The following is a 19101-nucleotide window of genomic DNA, read 5'->3' as shown; positions in this document are numbered from 1 at the left end:
TGAACTCTATAATTCGGCTCATTCACCGGTGATTTCCATCGATTTAATCGCTACTTCACTCAATCCGGTTAGCTCGCTGATTTCAGCATGACTCATTCCTTTTTGCAACAGTTTTCGGACGAATTGTTCTTTTGCTTTTCGTTCTCCTTGTTCAATGCCTTGTTCAATTCCTTGTTCTATGCCTTGTTCTATGCCTTGTTCAATTCCCTCTTTTTTTCCGCGATCATAAAAAGAATTGGGCCACTTGAGCACTTCTTCACGAATTTCTTCCGGGAGTTTTTTTGCTTGGTCCATCAATTGATCCACCTCTTCCTTGTTTAATTGAAGATAGGTTTCGAAAAATCCATTGATCATGCTTTCACGTGCTTCTCCAAGATGCATTGTAATCATTTGCCTGATAAAAGCAAGTCGTACTTGCACACGTTCCCTTTTTGAGTAGTTCATCCTGCTCATTAGCGCGGCGGCGGCAGGATTATTGCTGTACATAAATTTTCGCCAGCTCATTCTGGAAAGTTCAAGTTTCAGAAAATGGAACTCGTTAACAACCATTAGATGCGGTACTTTTACCACAAATTCGTCCGGTTCATCTCTAACTCCATCATAACTGAAAATAGCGATGGGTAAAACAGGTTTTCGAAATTTCAGATAGATCATGCTGTAGTAGATGTACATCCGTTCGGAAAAATTATCTTGGTAATAATTCTGTGCTTCAAGATGGACAATCAGGATGACATCTTTATTGGATTTCAGCTTTGTTTCCGCGATAACATCTGCCCGTTTTTTGTCGCCTTCGACCATATCCGCAAACAGTTCCTCGGAAAGAAATTTCTTGTCGGAAAGATCAAGTGCCTGGTATATCTTTGGGAAGAAGGCTTCGAGAAATTCATCAAAAAACTCGTGAAGCAGGACTTTAAAGCGTCGATCGTGGTCTATAGACATAGGAAGCCTCCTTGCGGGGTATGTTTCGATCAAGAGGAATGTGTGAAGCAAATCAAGAAGAGAACAAATGGTCGTGTTTGCTATAAGTATACCTTATATCGAAAAAAAATACTTCAAGTATTTTAGAGAAAACAGTGCCACGGATGACGTTACCGAACACTCGGCATCGGTTGTGTCTTCAATCGAGCATAGGTACTGCATTCGAACCCTTCATAAAGGCGACCAGAGATCAATTCACCTGCTCGAGATACCGTTTACCTAAATCAACCAAAGTGGTTGTTGAGGATCCCGCTGCTTCATATAGCCAGGTTCTGTTTCTCCAGAAGTTTTAAAACGAGTTAACCAAAGATTTAGTTATCCACAAGTTGATATATGATCAATTCCTAACCAGCAAAAAAGAGCCCTGAATCAGGCTCTTCTTATCATTTTCACTTGTTCAATCAAATAATCCAAGCTGTTCGGTTTCGCCAAGCCGTTCGAGAACCTGGGGATCATGGTCTTCGAAGAAGGCTTTGCGGATCCATTTTTCCTTGGTCATGACTTGTTTGCCCGATCCGGACGAGCCCCTTAAGCGGCAGCTGTAAATCACTGGAAAGTAGTCTTGCAGGAATTTTCCTTCGGCAAGGGCTGTCAATGCAATAATCTGAAAGCCGAGTTGTTGCGCGACAAAGAATACCGGACTCAGCACGTGATCGCTGGATGCCTGTCCAAACGGGTTGTCGAGAATAACGGCACGGTGCAGCTTGGCACTTGATTGGATATGTTTCTTTTTCTCGGCGACATAATTGAGAATGCCTAAGAAAAGCGTCATATTCTTACTCCACTTCTCTCCTCCTGACCAGATATTGCTTTGTTCCCATGAGTACGCGCGCGTTGTTACTGTATTGTCATTGGCCACTTTGCGGCAGCTGACCTTCAGCACCTCATTGTCCATGACGATACGCAGCAGCTGTTTGGATTGGAGCCACATGTCCAGTTCCTTCCGAACCTTTCCGCTGTCCTGCCGACGCTCTTCGTCCAAGAAGCGCTCGTCTTCGAGCTGAGTCAAAATCCATTCGATGTAATTTCGGATTCGCGTTTTGCCTTCCTCTTCGTTCCAATCAGGAATTTTAAAGGCGTAGATCGGTTTCCAGTCGTCCTGTACCTTCACCTTGGTTTTCTTTGGAATCTGTCGCAATTCTTCGGCCAGCGTACGCAGATGCGTGTGAATCTGGTCGATGAAAAGTTGGAGATCCTTATCACTTTGGCGGATATGTTCATGCGCATAATGGGAAATGCTCTCAATGCGCGTTGCCATATTTTTCTTGAATTCAATGATGGCTTCGTAGCTCTGTTTCGTTTCAATGCCGCTGATTGCCATCTGCCGCAGCTTCACATCGGAAATATTCGCCCGACAAAACGCGCGGAATGCGCGCTGCGCGCTTGAGACCTCGCTCGCGCCTTCCGCAACGCGGCCTTGATTTTCCTTCAGGCTGTGCTTTGTCGCAGCAACAACTTTCTTGCGATTGTACGTAAAGTCAAGAATCTCCTCATTCGTCAAAGAAATCGGCGAAACATCCGGCGCTTTAAAATGATGCGCTTCCTCAAACATCTCAAGATTATACTTTGCAGACTCAATCGCTTTGCGATCCTGTTCAATTCGGACGGCTTCCTGATCAATATAAGTTTTTCGTTCATTCAAGTGTTTTATCTCTGCGGCCAGATCCTCTTCGACATTTCCGTCATAGGTATCAAAAGCAATCCGTTCTTCATTTGGATAACTTTTTTCAAACTGGATGACGAGCGTGTCCAGCTTTCCTTCTTGCTTATTTTTTTCAGTTTCCGCCTGCCGAACGTCATCGCCGCATGTTTTCTCTTCCTTGATCTGGGCGAAAATACGATCCTGCAGCGACTGAATCTGCTGCTTGCCGTCAACAGGAAACGCGCGCGATTCATCAATCGTTCCCTCGCTGCGGCGCAGCAGTTCCATTTCGTCCGTGAGCCGCTTTATATTTCGAACAGCTTCGTCACGTTTGGCGATCCATTCGCCTCGGGCCGTATCAATTTCGCGCAGCTTCAACCGTAAAATGTCAATCTTATCCTTAATTACTTTCTTGCTTTCATTGGTTGCAGCAGGTGTCAGCTCGCTCAACGATTGGTAGTCATCATCCTGGCGCAGCAACTGCAGTTGCAGCTTGATATCTGCCGCCCTGCGTTCAAGGGTCCCGCGCTCAGCATTCAATCGGTTCAGCTTTTGGTTCACCGCATCGAGTTCTTGCTCCACAAGCTGCAATTTTTCTTTTAGTTGCTGCTCAAGGCTGCGTCCCTCTGCAACCATTTTCTCAACACGAAGGTACTCATGACCCTTTTCAATATAGCGAGCCAGTCCATGCCGCTCCTCACGATATTGGTCGGTTTTTTCGCGGCCGTTGCTGATCTGGGCATCCAAATCATTGAGCATTTGTTCTTCACGTCGAAGCTCCAGGGCAAGCTGCTCATTCTTATTGGTCAGTTCGCCGAGCTTTGTTTTCTTTTCATCAGTTGATTCATAAGGATAGTCCATTAAAAATTGGCGGAACGCCCGGAGCGCATCCTTCCATTCAGCGAGCTCCTGCTCCTTTGCCACGCGGTCTGCGGTCACCTTTTCCGCCTCAATGCCAATTTGCTTCTTCCATTCAGCGAAGGTCACCGCGTCCGTGTTTCCTTGCCAATGACTCGGCGCCACCCATGAACGGACTGCACTCCGTTCATGCACCTCAAGCGCTTCTTCGGTTGTGAGCACCGTGATCGGATACTGAAGCCGATCGGCAACGTGGTTCAGTTTATCAACCACTCTCGGCTTATCTGTATTGGTGGTCACCAGCGTCAATGGCCAGAGCGGGTAACGCAGGCGGTTTTTGCGTTCCTCCTCACTCATCGACTGGAGATAGTCTACGCCGCTGACAAGATAATCAACTTGATTTTTCCACGAGAACAGCTGTTTTTCCATAAATGTGTCGCCGAAAAAGACGCTCTGGTCGGCATGGTCGTCGACAAACCGTCGCGCGATCCGCTCTTTGTGGAAAAGCGCTTCGCGATCCGCCGTGATTTGATTCATCTTCTCAAGCATCCGCTGTTCAATGGAATCCGGCTCAAGATAGACGGTTTCAAGCGCGGACCATTGACGGCGCAGCGCGGACAGCTGCTCAATCACTGCGCGCTGCGCTTTCTCCATCGCGGCAAGCTCGGCGCGCAGCCGATCCATTGCCCGATTGGTTTCAATACGATCCGTTTGTACAGCTGCTTTCCGCTCTTCAGCCTCTTTTTTATAAATCAGCGCTTCCTTCTCCTGCTGATTGAATTTGATAATTGTTTCATCAAGAAGCTGATCACGTTCCTGCCACTTAACCAGCTGTTCTTTAACCGTTTCTTGTTCCGGATTCGAAAGCAGTTCCCGTTTCAATTTTTCTAGTTGCTCAAGGCGCGTCTTCACAGCACCCTTGGTTTCCGACAGACGGGCAAGCAGCCCCTTTTCCTTGCCGGACGCATTCTTCTTTGTCTGCTCGTCCGCCTCAATCTGCTTAAGAATCGGCTGCAGCTGCCCGCCTAGTTCCTGCTCGATCTTCGCAAGTTCTGCCAGATCTCGCTCGTAGCAGCCGAGCAGTTCCCGCCGCGCCGTCTCCAGCTGATCACGAAGATTGCCGGCGTCGTCCTTCTGATCAAATTGTGCCAGCTGCTGCTCAAACAAACGTAGCGCGTCTTCCTGTTCCGTGCGTTCCTGCTTAGCTTTCGCCCATTTCAACGCATGAAGTTCATGCCTGTTTTGCTGCAACGCTTCCTGAATTCCTGTTTGTGCCGCGAGCGCCTTCTTATACTTACTTTCACGCGCGCTCAGTACCGATTGTTCAACAAAAATGGTATACGAATCCGACTTCAGCGCGTGAGCAGAGCTGTCCGCCTTCCATTCTTGCAGACTTGTGCTGTTTGCTTCCTGCGCTGCGATCTGCTTGCGATGCTCCAAAATAATCTCATTCCATACGCCCTTCGCCCGCTGCTTCGCTTTCTCATAGTCCATTTGGTACTCATGCAGCGTCTCATAGGTTTCGCTGTATTTTTCCAGTTCGCCGCTGATCTGTTTATTTTCCTCAATCGTTTCTTTCAGTTTTTTGTAATTCTTCAAACTCGCCAGCTGTTGTTCAAACAAATCGGCGAAGAGGTGGCTGTCGTGACCGACAATCGAATCTTCCACGGTCGGAATCAGCAAGCGGTCGAACAGTTGATTGGTATTCTTACATTCATCAAAAAAGGCTTCGACGCCGCCTTCCGAGCTGTTGATTTTGACAATGCTTTCCCATTCGCTCGAAATAATGGTGTACTGTTCCTCGAGAAATGTCTTATATTCTTTAATCGTTTTGAAGGTTTGCGCGCTCAGCGTCTTCTCGCGCATGCCGGCGTAGTAGTCTTGCATTTCGCCGCGTTCGGCTGCCCGCTTACCCTCACGCGTCTCTCGGACAAAAGGAATGCCCTCGATTCCGTTTGGATCGTTTTCGTTGTATTCATAGACATAGCGCAGCGAATCCAAGCCATTTTTCACGGTGTAAAGCGAGACCGCCGTGACCACGTAGCGTCTCGGCCGCTCATTCGTGATCCATTCAATCGCGATGTGCGCCGGGGCATTTTCCAGCATCAGCGTATTTTTGATCTTGCGGTCGGCCAGATCGGTGTGCGGCAGAATCGCCTGCAGCGCAGTTTGAATGAATACCGTTTTCCCGCCGCCGTTCTCAATCAGAATCGCGCCGTTGTGCCCGTCAAAAAGGAACAACTCATCATTATAGCGTTTGTTTCCTTCTTCATAGATCACGTTCGTCAAGCGAATTTTACTGATCGTCGGCATGCTCTGCACCTCCTTCAAAGCCGTAAATGAATTCAAAAATCCCCTTATTGTATTCGACTTCCATAAAATAGCGTTGGATAATCGTCTTCGCCTTTTCCGTCAGCCGAATCTCCTCATTACCGATGTCCTGCACCAAGTCTTGATCAACCAAGAATCGTTTCACCGTATCAATAAAACTCATTCGGCTGATTGTATTGCCGCTCTGCTTTTTTGCCTGTTCCTTAATATCATCCATGTCGTCCCATTTCTGAATAATCAATCGCCAGTTATAGAAAAATTCATTTTCCAGCTGCTTGAGTTCATCCTCGTCATGCGTTTTGAGCTGATCAATCCGTTCCTGAATAAAACGGATCCATTCATCCATGCGCAAAAAAAGACGCGTCGGCTCCTGGCTTTGGTACGTGTCGTAGAAACTGCCGAACAGGATCAGTGTCGCGAAATAGAGCAGATAAAGATCTCCGTTCGTCGCCCCGCTGCGCAAATAGTTGCGCTTGATCCATTCGTTGCTGACATGGAATGGCGAGAGCTTCGTCTCCGGCACAAGAAACAGCTGCTCGCTTGTACTGATGATCACACAATCCACCTCATGGCTGAACGTATCAAGAAGACTTCGCAGCTCGTCATCCGCCCGATAACTTTGCACCGCGTCATCTCCCGCCACGCCATCGCGGGCGAGCACGGTATAAAGGCGAAATGCCTTGACAACTTTATGTTCAGAATAGTTCATTTTCTTCGCCCTCCAAATGGATTTGCAATTCTTGGATGGAAAATCGCTTGGATTTTCGAATCAGTCCTTTACCCTCACGCACATGCAGCGTTCGGTTTTCGAGTAGTGCGAGCGCTTCGTCAAGGATGGCATTACTTTCCTCATCCTCTGATTCGCCGTATCTGATTGGCGAGCGTTGATGAAGAATCAGCCAGAATTGGTAAAAATAGCGTCGTTCCAATAATTCCGCATGTTCATGTGCTTCAAGAAAATTCATGAACCGGGACAAATTTTGCCCCTGCCCTTGTTCATAGGCACTCAGAAAAAGACCCATGAGCTGTTTGTATTTTTCAGCCAGCGCGTGCCGGTAGGATTGATCCTCTTCATGCTCGTCCGCTTCAACAAATCCCTGATCATCGCGTTCCTCACGTTCTTCATTGATTTTTTGGTCGGCAAGGACCGTGAGCGGCGACCATGTTTCATTCTCTTCTACGTTAAGAAACGGTTGCAGGACTCCGATCATTGCTTCGGCAGGCAATGGCGTAGCCAGGATTTTCGCGGTAAGATCCTGATCAAAATTGAATGCTTGAATACCGGTGTAGTACAGGGATTCCTGAGCGGTAAGCAGCGTCGTATTTTTCAAATCTAGGGTTTGCTCCAAAAGCCGCGAATGGTCATAATGCACAGACTCCAGTTCGCGCGCGATCGTCAAAACCAAATCATAGGTACGGATCTCCCGCTTATGCACATCCTTTGCATACAGCCGATCACGTGTTTCCTTAACAAATTGGCGCAGCTCTTTGAATTCTTCGTCCTCACGTTTGAGCCGTCCATAGATATCTTCCAGCAGCTGCTTGTAGCGCTCAAAGGTCTCTTCCGACACAATACTGCGCTGAATTTCATGCTTCAGCCGCCCCATGCGCTCCTCAAGACTCTCGACATCGATCCGCATTTCATTAATCTGCCGCAGCGCGCCTTTGAACTCTCCCTTGTCCAGCTGTTTCCGAAGCATCAGCTGATTAATCGACAGTTGAAATTCACTGTAAAACTCCTTGGTGGCGAAAACGAGTTCGAGTCCATCCTCGTCCAAAGTGTAATATTGCGTGTTCGTTTTCAAGTCGAATGAGTTTGCCTTCAAGATCGAATAGTCAATGCTGTCCTCTTGATTTGTTTCCCAATTAAAAAAGATATAACGCCGTTTTTTCCCGGTTGTGGGACGGAAGGTTTGAATAATTGATCGGGCGATACGTTCATAATCGTTCTCATCCAACTGATACTGAGCCGCAATCACCTTTTCCAAAAAAGCGGCCAATTGTTTCGCCCCGGCCTTGTACTGGCGCATCAATTTCTGCTCAAAAAAGAAAAGTAGCGAAAGCAAACCCAGTCCCTTCATATCAACGTCATTCTTTTCGTGGTCCTGTTCGCGCTTGCGCTCCAGCTCATATAGTGGATCGAACAGAGCGAGCCGCCGCATCCGTTCCTTATAGCCGTTTACGATTTCGCGCAGATCAAGCTCTTCCAATCCGTTCCCCTCCATATATGTTGTAATTCTCTCGTCTTCAGAATTTCTTGCGGATAGTACTTTCCATCATGAAGCATCGTGCGTATTCGTTCTGCCTGTTGTTCTGAGAAACATGCAAGGAATTGATCCTCTGCAACGCTTCGAGATCGCTGATACGCTTTGCCAACGGCAGGGGCCTTTTTTAAGCAGGCTTGATAAAACGGTAATGCCGGTCGCGCTGCTTGTTTCTGATTAAGAGAGTACCAGATTGACAGTCCTTCCCTGTCCAAATCACCAAAGTACAAGAAATGATGCTTGGCGCTGATCGGATATTGCATGGGAAACTGCTCAATACTCTTAACAACTGCCTTGCCGCACCCATAAATCAGTGTCGCACAATCTGTCTCTTTTAATACCGGCAGAAGGCCTTGATAGGTTGTTTTATTTTCAACAATCAGATGATACTGTTCTTTTTCATTTAGTTTAAGCGGATTGATTGCGAACATTAAAGGATCTGAGACGGGGATAATAGTAAGGCGAGCATACAAACCAATTTTTTCTAATAGTTCCTTCCCGCCCTTCTCATCAATCCACTTCTCATCCTCAACCAATTCATAGCTTCGCTCCGGCGCAGGAACGAGGTCAGTCGGAAAACCATGTGTTTTGAGATAACGATCAATTTTGAGGAGATACGGGAGATGTTTTTCCCACAATGAAGGATCCGCGCGATAATACCCGTCAAGATTGATTGCCGTGTGCAGCTTAGCCCGATAGCGTTGAAGCTCTTTGTGGTAATTCCCGCTCAGCGCACTTTTATTGATTCGGTATTTGAGTGCGAGCGACGGTGTGCGTGTCGTCCGACCGGTGGATCGCACCATGATCAATACGTTCTCTTTTTCGAACTGAAGAATCCTGTCCGCGAATGTTTCATAGGTCTGAAAAAACGGCGTGAGCAGTTTCTCAAGCTCGCCTAACTCAATGGTTTTCTTTGAAAATTCTGTTAAACGCTTTGTCACTTCATCCAATCACGCGCACCTCCGCTCACAGTTCGCTTATAGTCTCATTATACTTAACTTTCGATGTATTTGCGGCATAGTTTTTAAGCCAACGGGGATTTTACCAGGTGAACGTGGTATTTATGAATGAACACCTGAACTGCGGAGGTTCGGATTTCCTGATCTTATCGGCCTGTTTCCGGAGTTTATCGGTCCGTTTGAAGAATTTATCGGTCCGTTTGCGCGTTTTATCGGTCCGTTTCCGGAGTTTATCGGTCTCTTTATACGTTTTATCGGCCTGTTTAATTCTCTAGCAATCACAGATGGATCCATACCCATTTTTCTGCGAGCATCTATTCATTCTCCAAGCTCCTTGTACTTTCCTGAATGATCAGCTTCGTCTTGAGTTTGATGTTTGCAATCTGCGCTTTTGGTTGATGGATTTCCTGCATTAAATAGTAAATGGTCAACTGAGCCTTTTCTTTCACGTTCTGTTCAACCGTTGTTAGCTTTGGCCGGGATTGCTCCGAAAAAATATTATGATCAAATCCGGTAATCGACATGTCCTCTGGAATCCGAAAATGATTATCTTGCAGCAAATTCAACGCGTCAACGGCTAAGTAATCAGAAGTAAAAACGAGTGCTGTATAGGATTTAAATCGTGTTTTTATTAATTGAGTTAAATAGTCATGACGTTCATGAACTTTATAAGGAAGTCCAAAGAAATCTTTTTCTTGATCGAATTTAATACCGGCATCCGCCATTGCCTGATTAAAACCACTAAGTCTCTGCTCATCAACACCAATTAACTGATTTCCATCAGCACAAAACCCAATGTTCTTATGCCCTAAATGAATTAAATAGTTAGTCACATCATAACAACCTTCATAATCTTGCAAACCGACGTTGATAAATCCTTTTTTCATTACAGGCTCGTCAACATACGTATCAATAAAAGCAATCGGCATCTGCGCGACCTGACTAAATTTTTCCGCATCAGCAGGTAAAGCCCCCAGGATAACAAGGCCTTCAATTTTCCACGCTGAGGCTAGATTGAGGCTTTCTTGAACACTCCCAGATGTGTACAGCATCATATAGTAGCCATTCATCCGTATCTGCTCCTCTAAATACCCAATAATTTGGTTGTAAAAAGGATCAGACACAACGTTAACTTCAGAACGTCGCGAATAATTTAAAATCACGCCAATGATTTTCGAACCATTTTGAGATAGAATTCTGCCACTCATATTGGAAACGTAATTTGCTTGATTCAGTGCCTCTTTTACCTTCTTGTAATTTTCTTCTGATACCTTATTCTTCCGTCCATGAATCACATTCGAAACCGTTGTCGGACTAACGCCAACCATTTCGGCTATTTTTTTGATAGTTACCATAGGGAACTCCTTTTGTCAGTATGGTTTTTTGGCTGCCTTTCGCAGCTTATAACCAATTTATTTGATGCTACAGCCTATCAATACTTTTGAACGAATTCAAATATTAGATATCTTTCTGTTATTTTACCATGGTTTGAGCAAAATTTTTCTTCTCCAAAAAAGGAGTAATGAATCACAAAATCTATTGAACTACTACTTGTAGTAAGCCCATTGTTGCCTAACCATATCCGTATATACGTCCTTTTTAAGTGATTGACGCATTCTTATTCATAAGTCTTTTATGTTCCGCTGCTCTCTACAAATTGAAATAAAATGGAAAGCTCACCCGGTAATAAAAGTTAAAAGCAGCACCCTAACGAACGGTGCTGCTTTATTTTGTATCATTGACCTTCTGAGAGGCGGTCGTCACATTGTCTGTCCATTGTCTACAGTAATTATTTGTCCTGTGAGCGACTTTTGTACAAGAGCGTAGCAAATGGATTCAGCAATATCCTCAGGAATAGCTATTCTTTTTAAAAGAATACGTCCTGCCAATTCTTCCATCTTTTCCTCATTACCTTTCCACCACCTTGTTTTCACAGCACCGGGTACAATACTATTGATTCTGACTTTCGGGGCTAGTGAAAATGCCAATGACTTGGTTAATCCATGAACTGCTGATTTTGTCACTGCATAGGGGACTGAGGAACCTAATCCAGTAGTCCCTGCCACGCTTCCGACATTAACAATTGCGGCATCTTTGCTCTTCTTTAAATAAGGAACTGCCTCTTTAATGCAATGAAACGTTCCTTTAACATTCACATCCCAAAGTTTATCCCAAACCTCGTCAGTTGCTCCCTCAAGATTATCCATTGCTAATTGATGCGTAATTCCAGCATTGTTTACGAGATAATCGAGTTTCCCAAATTTTTCAATACACGCAAGAATCATTTCTTTGACTTGTATCTCATCGCTAATATCCGCCTGATACAAGAGCCCTTCATTTGTTAATTGATCGTACGTTTCTCGCGCTTCCTTAAATGACTTTGAATAGTTCACAACCACTTTTGCACCGGAAGAAGAAAGTTTGATGCAGGTTGCTCGCCCAATTCCGGTTCCGCCTCCGGTAACTAATACGACTTTATCTTGAAACACGATCTTCTCACCTCATTCTATTATCTACAAGATAAGGTTACATGAATAAAATTCCTCTGTATAATGGTTAATAATCATGTTTGCTATCAATATAAATAATGACAAGAGGTAAAAAACATGGAATTTAATGATTTAGTCATTTTCAAAGAAGTCTATCAAAGCGGTTCTTTTTCAAAAGCAGCCGTTAATCTTGGCTATGTTCAACCAAATATTTCTCATCGAATTAAAAGTATTGAACGTCAATTGGGGCTCAAACTATTTGAGCGGACAAATAAAGGGATAAAAGCACTTCCAGCAGCAGATCAACTCTATGTTCATTCCCAAAAAATCCTTACAGACTACCACAATATGATTGAAGATTTATCAAAATATAAAATGATACGAATTGGAGCGACACCAACTCTGGTCTATTCCGTTATTCCTTTGTTTACAAAGCGCTTGAAGGATTCAGGTTATAGTGATGTATTTAATTCTACACATGCAACTTCTGAATTATTTCAGCAGTTGGAGCAAGACAAATTGGATTGTATCTGGACCAATCGTGAATTTAATAAAAACAAATACAAATCGTTACTCCATGTACGCGAAGAACTTTTTATCCTCAGCAATTGTGACTGGCATTCATTGAGTGAAGTTAATCTTGTTGTTAGCAGCGATACAAGTTGTCCTTATCGAAAAGAACTTATTAAAATTATGGAAGATAGAGATTATAATCTCGTTGCCTTTGATAACCTTGGCTCTATTTTAAATAGCATCAAAACGATTCAGAACAGCATCACGCTCCTGCCCAAGGCAATGGTCAACACTGTCGATCATACGCTGCATGTGACATTTATAGAAAAGTACGCGGAAATTGATTTACTTGCAAAAAAAGAGACTCTCTTAATGATCTAGAGAGAATCCTCAAATACTGATAGAAACAATGATTTCTAAGAAGCAACACCTGAAAAACCGGGTGCTGTTTCTATGGCAAAATACCTTGAAAAGGTGAGAGAAGTACAAATCTGAAACAGCGTTATATGAAAAATGCCGGATCGGTTACCCTTATCAAGCTCAGAGAATCTTTGTTTCTTTTTTTCGCTCCCTCTTAAACACGATAAAGATGTAGATACCTAATCCCAGAAAAGTAATCACAGTACTCAGGACAGTTTTTGATGTTTCCTGCATGCCTGTTTGATTTAAAACGAGTTCCGGAGAAAGTGATAAGAACGGAATAATAATTGACACCCATGTTTTTGCCCATATCGCGATGCCAATTAAAAAGAGGCATGCAAGTGCTACAGCGAGAATTCGCCATACTAACCCTAAATGAATCATAGGCGAATCAACCGCACGATCTAAATAGGTTAATGCGACAAGAAGAATGATAGGCGTTAGGCTGCCTCCATAAAAAAGCAGTCCCTCGCTTATCTTCGAGAGCTTGCTGCTTGCAACATATTTAAAAAGAACAATAATGAGACCTAGTCCTATTAGCGTAATCACGATATCTCCAACTGCCTCCAGCAATGAATAGGAAAACACGCCCTCTACCGCTTTATTTAATATATTGTAGCAAATGAGCCCGATCAAAATGAGTGGTACATAAATCAGCAAGTTTTTGTAGTCAAATGGCATTTCGCCGGCTAATTGCTCCATATATGCCTTGGGTGACTGACCAATAATATCTTGGACGCTTTTTCCGTGTTTTTCGGCTTCGTACAAATGATCTTCCAGCTCTCCGACAATTTCCTCGGTTTCCTCTTCTTTTTTTCCACTAGATAGTAAGTAGATGCGCAAATTTTGCAGAAATTCACGCCTTTCCTTTAAAAGAGCAGCCATGTTCAATCATCCTCCATAAGTTGATTTACACTATCTGAAATTACCCTCCACTTTTGTTTGAAGGAATCCAATTCTTCCTTGCCCTGTTCAGTCAGAGAATAATATTTTCGCTTTGGCCCACCTGAAGGCAGCTTCTTTGAGCGCGTCGTGACAAGCCCTTCTTTTCTCATTCGGATTAACAAAGGATAAATGCTCCCCTCACTAACCATCGTGAACCCATAAGTACTCAGCTTTTCAATCATTTCATAGCCATAAATTTCACCTTTAGAAATAACGGACAGCAAACACCCCTCTAAAATTCCTTTAAGAATTTGGCTAGAAGACAATGCATTCACCTCTTCATCACGAATGACTATATTGTATTGCAACATAGAAGAACAAAAAAATATGAAACTACGTCGTTTCACAACTATGTTGTTATACAACATACCATCTTTTTAAGTTTTATTCAAGAGCTTCGAATCGAACCCGTTCTTATAAATCAAAGTCGCACCGTGCTATAATCGGTACATAGATGAACACTTGAAAAATCCACCTTTAGAGGAGCAGATACGTCCCATGAACGAAACACTTAAGACCCTTTTGAACCACCGCAGCATTCGAAGCTTCACGAAACAGCATATCCCGCAGGAACAAGTCAATCTGCTCATCAGTGCTGCCCAGCATGCAGCGACAAGCAACTTTTTTCAGCAATACTCCATTATCGGTGTGACCGACCCGGAAAAGAAAAAAGCATTGGCTGAGATTGGCAACCAGCATTACATAGCAGAAGCAGACCGTCTTTTTGTACTTGTCATCGACATGCACCGCAATGCGAAGATTGCCGAAGCAAAAGAACAGCCGACCGACGTCCTGAGCTCTACGGATTTCTTTTTCAGAGCATTCAGCGACACGGTCATTGCGGCACAAAATATAGTCGCAGCAGCCGAAAGTCTGGGACTTGGCACCGTATACCTCGGCAGTATTCTGAATGATCCTCAGGCCGTGATTGATCTTTTAAAATTGCCAAAGTTCACCTTTCCGGCCTTCGGAATCGCAATTGGCTACCCGGATCAATCGCCACAGCTTAAGCCGCGTCTGCCTAAGGAAGCCGTCTATTTTGAAAACGAGTACCAGTCACCTCAACATCCGCTGGAAGAATTAGAGAACTATGACCATGACGTGAATCAGTATTACGATCTGCGCGATGCCAACCGCCGTGTGGATACTTTTACCAATCAAATTGCCAAAGCCGTTTCCGGCAAACAATCGGAAGCAAAGAAGAGAATGTTGGAGACATTAAGAAGTCAGGGGCTTGTAAAGTATTAAATAGAAAGAGGAAACTATATGGGGTCAAAACCCGTCTACAAAACATGGATCAGAAAACATAAGTTAATTACATTTTTAGCCATCAGTGTTTGTCTTATTGCTGCCGCTTTTTGTCCCATAAACCTGTATATACGTATTTTGTCGGGGCTGTTCGCACTTCCGTTTTGCTATATTTCCTTTATCGTTTCCTACACGTACTATCAATTTGCAACGTTTGGGAATAATTTTCAATCGATCATCCATGATTTGATTTTACAAAAATTAAAATGGGATGGAGAGGGGAAATTACTCGATATCGGTACAGGAAGCGGCTCCCTTACCATCAAAGGAGCGAAAGCATTTCCAAAGGGGCAATTTGTAGGAATTGATTATTGGGGCAGCAACTGGGAATATTCGCAAAAGTTATGTGCGCGTAATGCTGAAATTGAAGGCGTTTCGGATCGAATTGTATTCATTAAGGCGAGTGCGTCGAAGCTTCCGTTTTTAGATAATGCATTTCAATCAGTTATTAGTTGCTTGACGTTTCATGAAGTTAAGGATGAAAAAAATAAAATTCTGCTTCTAAAAGAGGCTATCAGAGTCTTAGATTCAGACGGTGTTTTCGTTTTTATGGATTTATTTATGGACAATAAGACATACGGAAACTATAGTGACTTTTTAACCGAAGTGAAGAAACTCGGGGTTTCTGAATTCAAGGCGGTTAAACTCAGTGATTTGATAAAATTGCCTCGTGTCCTTCAAAGTAAGAAAGCTTTGGGGAATGCAGTGCTTTTAATTGGGAGAAAAGGCTCAGCCGTCTGATTTTTTAATAAATGATCTAAAAGAGCCAATAGATACTTTAGAAAGAGGCGAGTGCAGATGTCTTTCGCAAAAACACCTACCCCACCTTATTACGCAGTTATTTTCACCTCAAAACGAACTGAGGTTGAGGAAAAAGAATACGGCATTGTCGCCGATCGAATGGTTGCGCTTGCTAGAGAACAGCCTGGATTCCTTGGTGTCGAAAGTGCGCGGGAGGAACAGGGCATCGGCATAACCGTTTCGTACTGGTCCTCACTCGACGCCACCAAGCAGTGGAAAAAGAACGCAGAGCACCAAATGGCTCAGGAAAAAGGCAAACGTGACTGGTACGAATCGTTCGTCACGCGAATCAGCAAGGTCGAACGGGATTACACATTTAAGTGCTGATTACAAAAGTGCGCAGGGTGCCGGTGGCTTTGCGTTCAGGACACATGCGCATTTAGCGAAAGTTACTCCATCTCACTTCTGCTCCCTGATTATGTAACGAGTAAAATAAGCGGAGATTTTCCGGTTATATGCATCATCGCGCTTGTTTTACAGGTACATAAGGGTAATTTTTCCGGTTATACACAGAAAAGCCCGCCATTTTCACGTTTTTCGATTCGATAAGCGGAATTTCTCCGTCTATTTAAGCTATTTTTTCGTTCATTTTCTAAATAAGGGTAATTTTTCCGTCTATTTATCAGATTGGGCGCTTAATCAGATCGCCCAACCGATAAGTGCTGATTAGAAACGCACGCAGACTATCCAATCTTCCATCTATTAAGGGGGTGTTTTATTAATGGCTGAATGGGGCACCCATTATCTGGATTTAAGTGAAGAAACACGTCAAGAATTGTTGCTCTATCTTGGCAAGAATGACGAAACCTATGAGAAACGGTGGACGAAAATGAGTGAAAAACGCCATTTTTTCTCGTGGAATTGGTCGGCGTTCTTTGCTTTCACTTTTTGGTCCGCACACCGAAAAATGTATTACTTGTCCTACGGATATTTAATACTCTCTACACTTTTCGGCTTACTCTTCAGCAGTATACCTGATCTTGCTAATCTGTTTTTTAGCCTTCTCATTGGCGTTTTGTTCGCTTTATTTAGCAACTATTTTTGCTTCGTAAACGCCTTGACAGCGATTAAAAAATTGAAAACAGAAACTCCGGATCGCAGCGACCGCATTCACTACCTTCAAACTCATCCCGGATATAGTTGGCCCGCATTTTGGATCTATTTGCTCGTTGATATTGCTGTAACGGTTGCTACAAGCTTTATTTGACTCCAGGTCCTAATCATTTTTTCTCGTTTGCAGCTGTGGTTTAAGATCAGATGCTAAATTCCCTTGTTAATCAAAATCGCAAGCTCGTGCAGGCGGTCATATTGCCAAGCACGCTCTTTCTCGACCGCTTCCTGTTCACTGTCCGCAACATAAAATACGCTTTTTGCAGCATAGGTAGACGCATGGATCGCGTGACCAAACATGTACGCAGTCGCAGCAGCTTGGCCTGCCGCTCGAGCAGCGGCGATGGCTGCAGCTCCTGTTGCTTCGCGCGCCGCGGCATCTGCCGCAAAAGCGGCTTTTCGCGCTTCATCGACGCTGATTCTGCCCCTTGCCCACAGACGAGCCGCTGCAATCGCTTGCCGAGGCCGCTCATCTTGAGGACGTTCCTGTTCAAAATACCGGATGACGTGATCGGAGCAAACAGCCGCCCATAATGCTGCTGTCTGTTGTTTTACCAATTCTAGCTTTGCATCAATTTCTTTTTTACGCTCTGTGTCCACAAATTTCATCGACAAATCCGCTCCTTTCCCTTAAACAAACATTTATATGCATCTTATGTTCCCTTTTTTACCCTTTCATCGTTCTTAACGAGATACATATAGAGTACCCTACTGGTCAGCGAAAATAGTCAAAGAAAAACGTCCACTTTAATCTTGTGGACGTTTTTATAGTTGTAGGCACTCAAGAAGACAAAATATTTTATAGGTTCTCCATTTACCTGTTTTTCGGAACTTGATGTGCTTTATACTATTCTTCCTGTTATCTCTTTTATGATTTTTGTAAAACAGTATCTGAAAGTTGGTGTTTGTTAAGGAATTGATCGAGAATTTCATTAAACCGATCCGCGTATTCCCAAAATAACAGATGATTGCCAAACGAATGCACGTCACTATTTGGAAATTCTTTTTGTATATAAGGCGTAGCGGCATCTGCGCGCGCGGATGAAGTAAATGTTAACGAGGGCACTGTTTCATCAATCGTTTTTGCCGCTGCTTTTTTGTCTGTAAGCCAGCCGTCGACATAGAGCGCATCGGCAATTTGATGCGGAATGCGCAAGCTTGGCGCTGTAAATCGACTCTTTTCTTCAGCAGTAATCGCGTGGTCGAATAGGAGATTTTCAGCAAATGAATCAATAAACTGACGATAATGTTCGGCAGAATCCAGAGAATGATTGTGGACGGCTATGAGGTCTTCAAGTGTCCCAGCTACCCACTCATCAGAATCCGAGCTAAGGGTCCGCGGGGATACATCAATGGTGACAGCAGCCGAAATGTTTTGAGTTCCAAATTGTTCCACATAAGACCATAAGGTTAGACCACCAAACGACCAACCGGCCAACACGACATTTTTTAAATCAAGGTGATCGATCAGTTTTCCAAGATCCGCTCCCTGCACATCGTACGTATTTCTGTTTACGCTGATCGTTGATTTTCCATGATTTCGCGGATCTACCGCAATCACTCGATAACGCGTGGAGAAGTAAGCAATCTGTTTTTCAAATACATCAATACTGAATGTCCAACCCGGAATAAAAATGAGCGGCCGTCCACTCCCTTCATCACGATAGTGCAACTCAATACCTGGCTCTACTTCAAAATAGTGTTCTGCCATGTTCATTCACCCTTTTTCGTTTTTTAATCACCCTTAATTTTTCTCGGACTAGCTCAGATGACTATTTATCCATTTATTGAGGCAAATAAAAAAGAGATTTCCCGTGTTCAGAAAACCTCTTTACAGGTTCTGTTTATCTGCCGGGATTACCGCTGGATTTAGCACAGTACCTCTTTGCAAGGTCCGCTGCTGAGGGATCATCAGGCCAGATCCTTTACCCTCTCTGGATAAACAAACATATAACCAAGTATTTAGGTGTGATTTATTGTATTATAGCACTATTCCCACCTGTGTCAATAAGAAAAACCGGGCACAGAGCGGGCGATCCTTACTTTCGCGTTGCGTACAGGACATACGCGTGCTTAGCGAAATTTCCTTACATACGAAAGTTCATTTGCTCCAAATACCATTTTGAATCATCAACCTTGTCTTGAACAGACATTTCTAGTTCACACTGGTAGGAAAGTATAAGAAAACATTTAAAGGAAACGAGTGTAAGCGGTCCGAAAAAACGCCGCGTCCTGCGGCTCACCGGACACTAGGCCGTCCATGGCCGTCGCAACTAAGGCTTCGCCTTCGCCAGGGGCTTGGCGAAGCCAAGTTTTCTAATAAATCATTTCGATCCTTAATTCAGTATCGCGGGGGAAAATAAGCGGAGATTTTCCGGTTATTTGCACCATAGAGCTTGTTTTGCAGGTAAATAAGGGTAATTTTTCCGGTTATGCACTGCAAAACCCGCTATTTTCACGTTTTTCGATTCGATAAGCGGAAT

General features: G+C 43.9%; 16 protein-coding genes and 1 riboswitch. Of the genes, 5 read left to right on the top strand and 11 right to left on the bottom strand.

The features are described 5' to 3' along the window. Window positions 1-18 precede the first annotated feature (18 nt). The 7 genes from NOM01_RS09385 to NOM01_RS09355 form a co-directional block, all read right to left on the bottom strand. Window positions 19-939, bottom strand: a complete 921-nt coding sequence (locus tag NOM01_RS09385) for an RpnC/YadD family protein (protein ID WP_093673251.1) — start codon at window positions 937-939, stop codon at window positions 19-21. 436 nt (window positions 940-1375) lie between these two features. After that, on the bottom strand, window positions 1376-5791 hold the full coding sequence (locus NOM01_RS09380) for a coiled-coil domain-containing protein (protein WP_255748259.1): 4416 nt from the start codon (window positions 5789-5791) through the stop codon (window positions 1376-1378). Then, complete coding sequence (locus NOM01_RS09375; RefSeq protein WP_093673247.1) at window positions 5775-6518, bottom strand: DUF6063 family protein; 744 nt, start codon at window positions 6516-6518, stop codon at window positions 5775-5777. Before NOM01_RS09375 ends, NOM01_RS09380 begins: the two co-directional genes overlap by 17 nt. After that, window positions 6505-8019: a replicative DNA helicase gene (locus NOM01_RS09370; protein WP_093673245.1), complete on the bottom strand. Its 1515-nt coding sequence runs from the start codon at window positions 8017-8019 to the stop codon at window positions 6505-6507. The genes NOM01_RS09375 and NOM01_RS09370 overlap by 14 nt, the downstream gene beginning before the upstream one ends. Then, on the bottom strand, window positions 7989-9014 hold the full coding sequence (locus tag NOM01_RS09365; RefSeq protein ID WP_342742017.1) for a Wadjet anti-phage system protein JetD domain-containing protein: 1026 nt from the start codon (window positions 9012-9014) through the stop codon (window positions 7989-7991). Before NOM01_RS09365 ends, NOM01_RS09370 begins: the two co-directional genes overlap by 31 nt. A gap of 332 nt (window positions 9015-9346) precedes the next feature. After that, window positions 9347-10387 carry a LacI family DNA-binding transcriptional regulator gene (locus NOM01_RS09360; protein WP_093673241.1) on the bottom strand — a complete coding sequence of 347 codons (1041 nt, stop codon included), beginning with the start codon at window positions 10385-10387 and terminating at the stop codon, window positions 9347-9349. A 405-nt stretch (window positions 10388-10792) separates the two neighbouring features. Further along, window positions 10793-11524: an SDR family NAD(P)-dependent oxidoreductase gene (locus tag NOM01_RS09355; protein ID WP_177184767.1), complete on the bottom strand. Its 732-nt coding sequence runs from the start codon at window positions 11522-11524 to the stop codon at window positions 10793-10795. Window positions 11525-11638: 114 nt separating this feature from the next. On the opposite strand from NOM01_RS09355, the gene NOM01_RS09350 reads away from it, so the two are divergent. After that, a complete protein-coding gene (locus tag NOM01_RS09350) occupies window positions 11639-12415 on the top strand; it encodes a LysR family transcriptional regulator (protein WP_093673237.1) in 777 nt (258 codons plus the stop codon). Window positions 12416-12574: 159 nt separating this feature from the next. Here the strand turns inward: NOM01_RS09350 and NOM01_RS09345 are convergent, their stop codons facing one another. Both NOM01_RS09345 and NOM01_RS09340 read right to left on the bottom strand, forming a co-directional pair. Beyond that, window positions 12575-13339, bottom strand: a complete 765-nt coding sequence (locus tag NOM01_RS09345; RefSeq protein WP_093673235.1) for an HAAS domain-containing protein — start codon at window positions 13337-13339, stop codon at window positions 12575-12577. Between the two features lie 2 nt (window positions 13340-13341). Beyond that, a complete protein-coding gene (locus tag NOM01_RS09340; RefSeq protein ID WP_093673233.1) occupies window positions 13342-13665 on the bottom strand; it encodes a PadR family transcriptional regulator in 324 nt (107 codons plus the stop codon). 232 nt (window positions 13666-13897) lie between these two features. On the opposite strand from NOM01_RS09340, the gene NOM01_RS09335 reads away from it, so the two are divergent. The 4 genes from NOM01_RS09335 to NOM01_RS09320 all read left to right on the top strand — a co-directional run bounded on the left by NOM01_RS09335 (window position 13898) and on the right by NOM01_RS09320 (window position 16715). Continuing rightward, on the top strand, window positions 13898-14647 hold the full coding sequence (locus tag NOM01_RS09335; protein ID WP_093673231.1) for an NADPH-dependent oxidoreductase: 750 nt from the start codon (window positions 13898-13900) through the stop codon (window positions 14645-14647). 18 nt (window positions 14648-14665) lie between these two features. Beyond that, on the top strand, window positions 14666-15448 hold the full coding sequence (locus NOM01_RS09330; RefSeq protein ID WP_093673229.1) for a class I SAM-dependent methyltransferase: 783 nt from the start codon (window positions 14666-14668) through the stop codon (window positions 15446-15448). Between the two features lie 57 nt (window positions 15449-15505). Then, window positions 15506-15835, top strand: a complete 330-nt coding sequence (locus tag NOM01_RS09325; protein WP_093673227.1) for an antibiotic biosynthesis monooxygenase family protein — start codon at window positions 15506-15508, stop codon at window positions 15833-15835. Window positions 15836-16229: 394 nt separating this feature from the next. Continuing rightward, window positions 16230-16715, top strand: coding sequence for a DUF2628 domain-containing protein (locus NOM01_RS09320; RefSeq protein ID WP_093673225.1), 486 nt, complete (start codon window positions 16230-16232; stop codon window positions 16713-16715). A 53-nt stretch (window positions 16716-16768) separates the two neighbouring features. On the opposite strand, the gene NOM01_RS09315 is transcribed toward NOM01_RS09320, so the two are convergent. Beyond that, entirely contained in the window at window positions 16769-17227 is a 459-nt protein-coding gene (locus tag NOM01_RS09315; RefSeq protein ID WP_093673224.1) for a putative immunity protein, read from the bottom strand. A gap of 259 nt (window positions 17228-17486) precedes the next feature. Then, entirely contained in the window at window positions 17487-18329 is an 843-nt protein-coding gene (locus tag NOM01_RS09310; protein WP_177184765.1) for an alpha/beta fold hydrolase, read from the bottom strand. A gap of 130 nt (window positions 18330-18459) precedes the next feature. Continuing rightward, window positions 18460-18563, bottom strand: a riboswitch (SAM riboswitch). Between the last annotated feature and the right edge of the window lie 538 nt (window positions 18564-19101).

Origin of the sequence: Sporolactobacillus sp. STSJ-5 (genome assembly GCF_024385605.1) — a bacterium.
Lineage (GTDB): Bacteria > Bacillota > Bacilli > Bacillales > Sporolactobacillaceae > Sporolactobacillus.
Note: the sequence above shows the minus strand (reverse complement) of the source record. Positions and strands in the feature narration are given on the sequence as shown.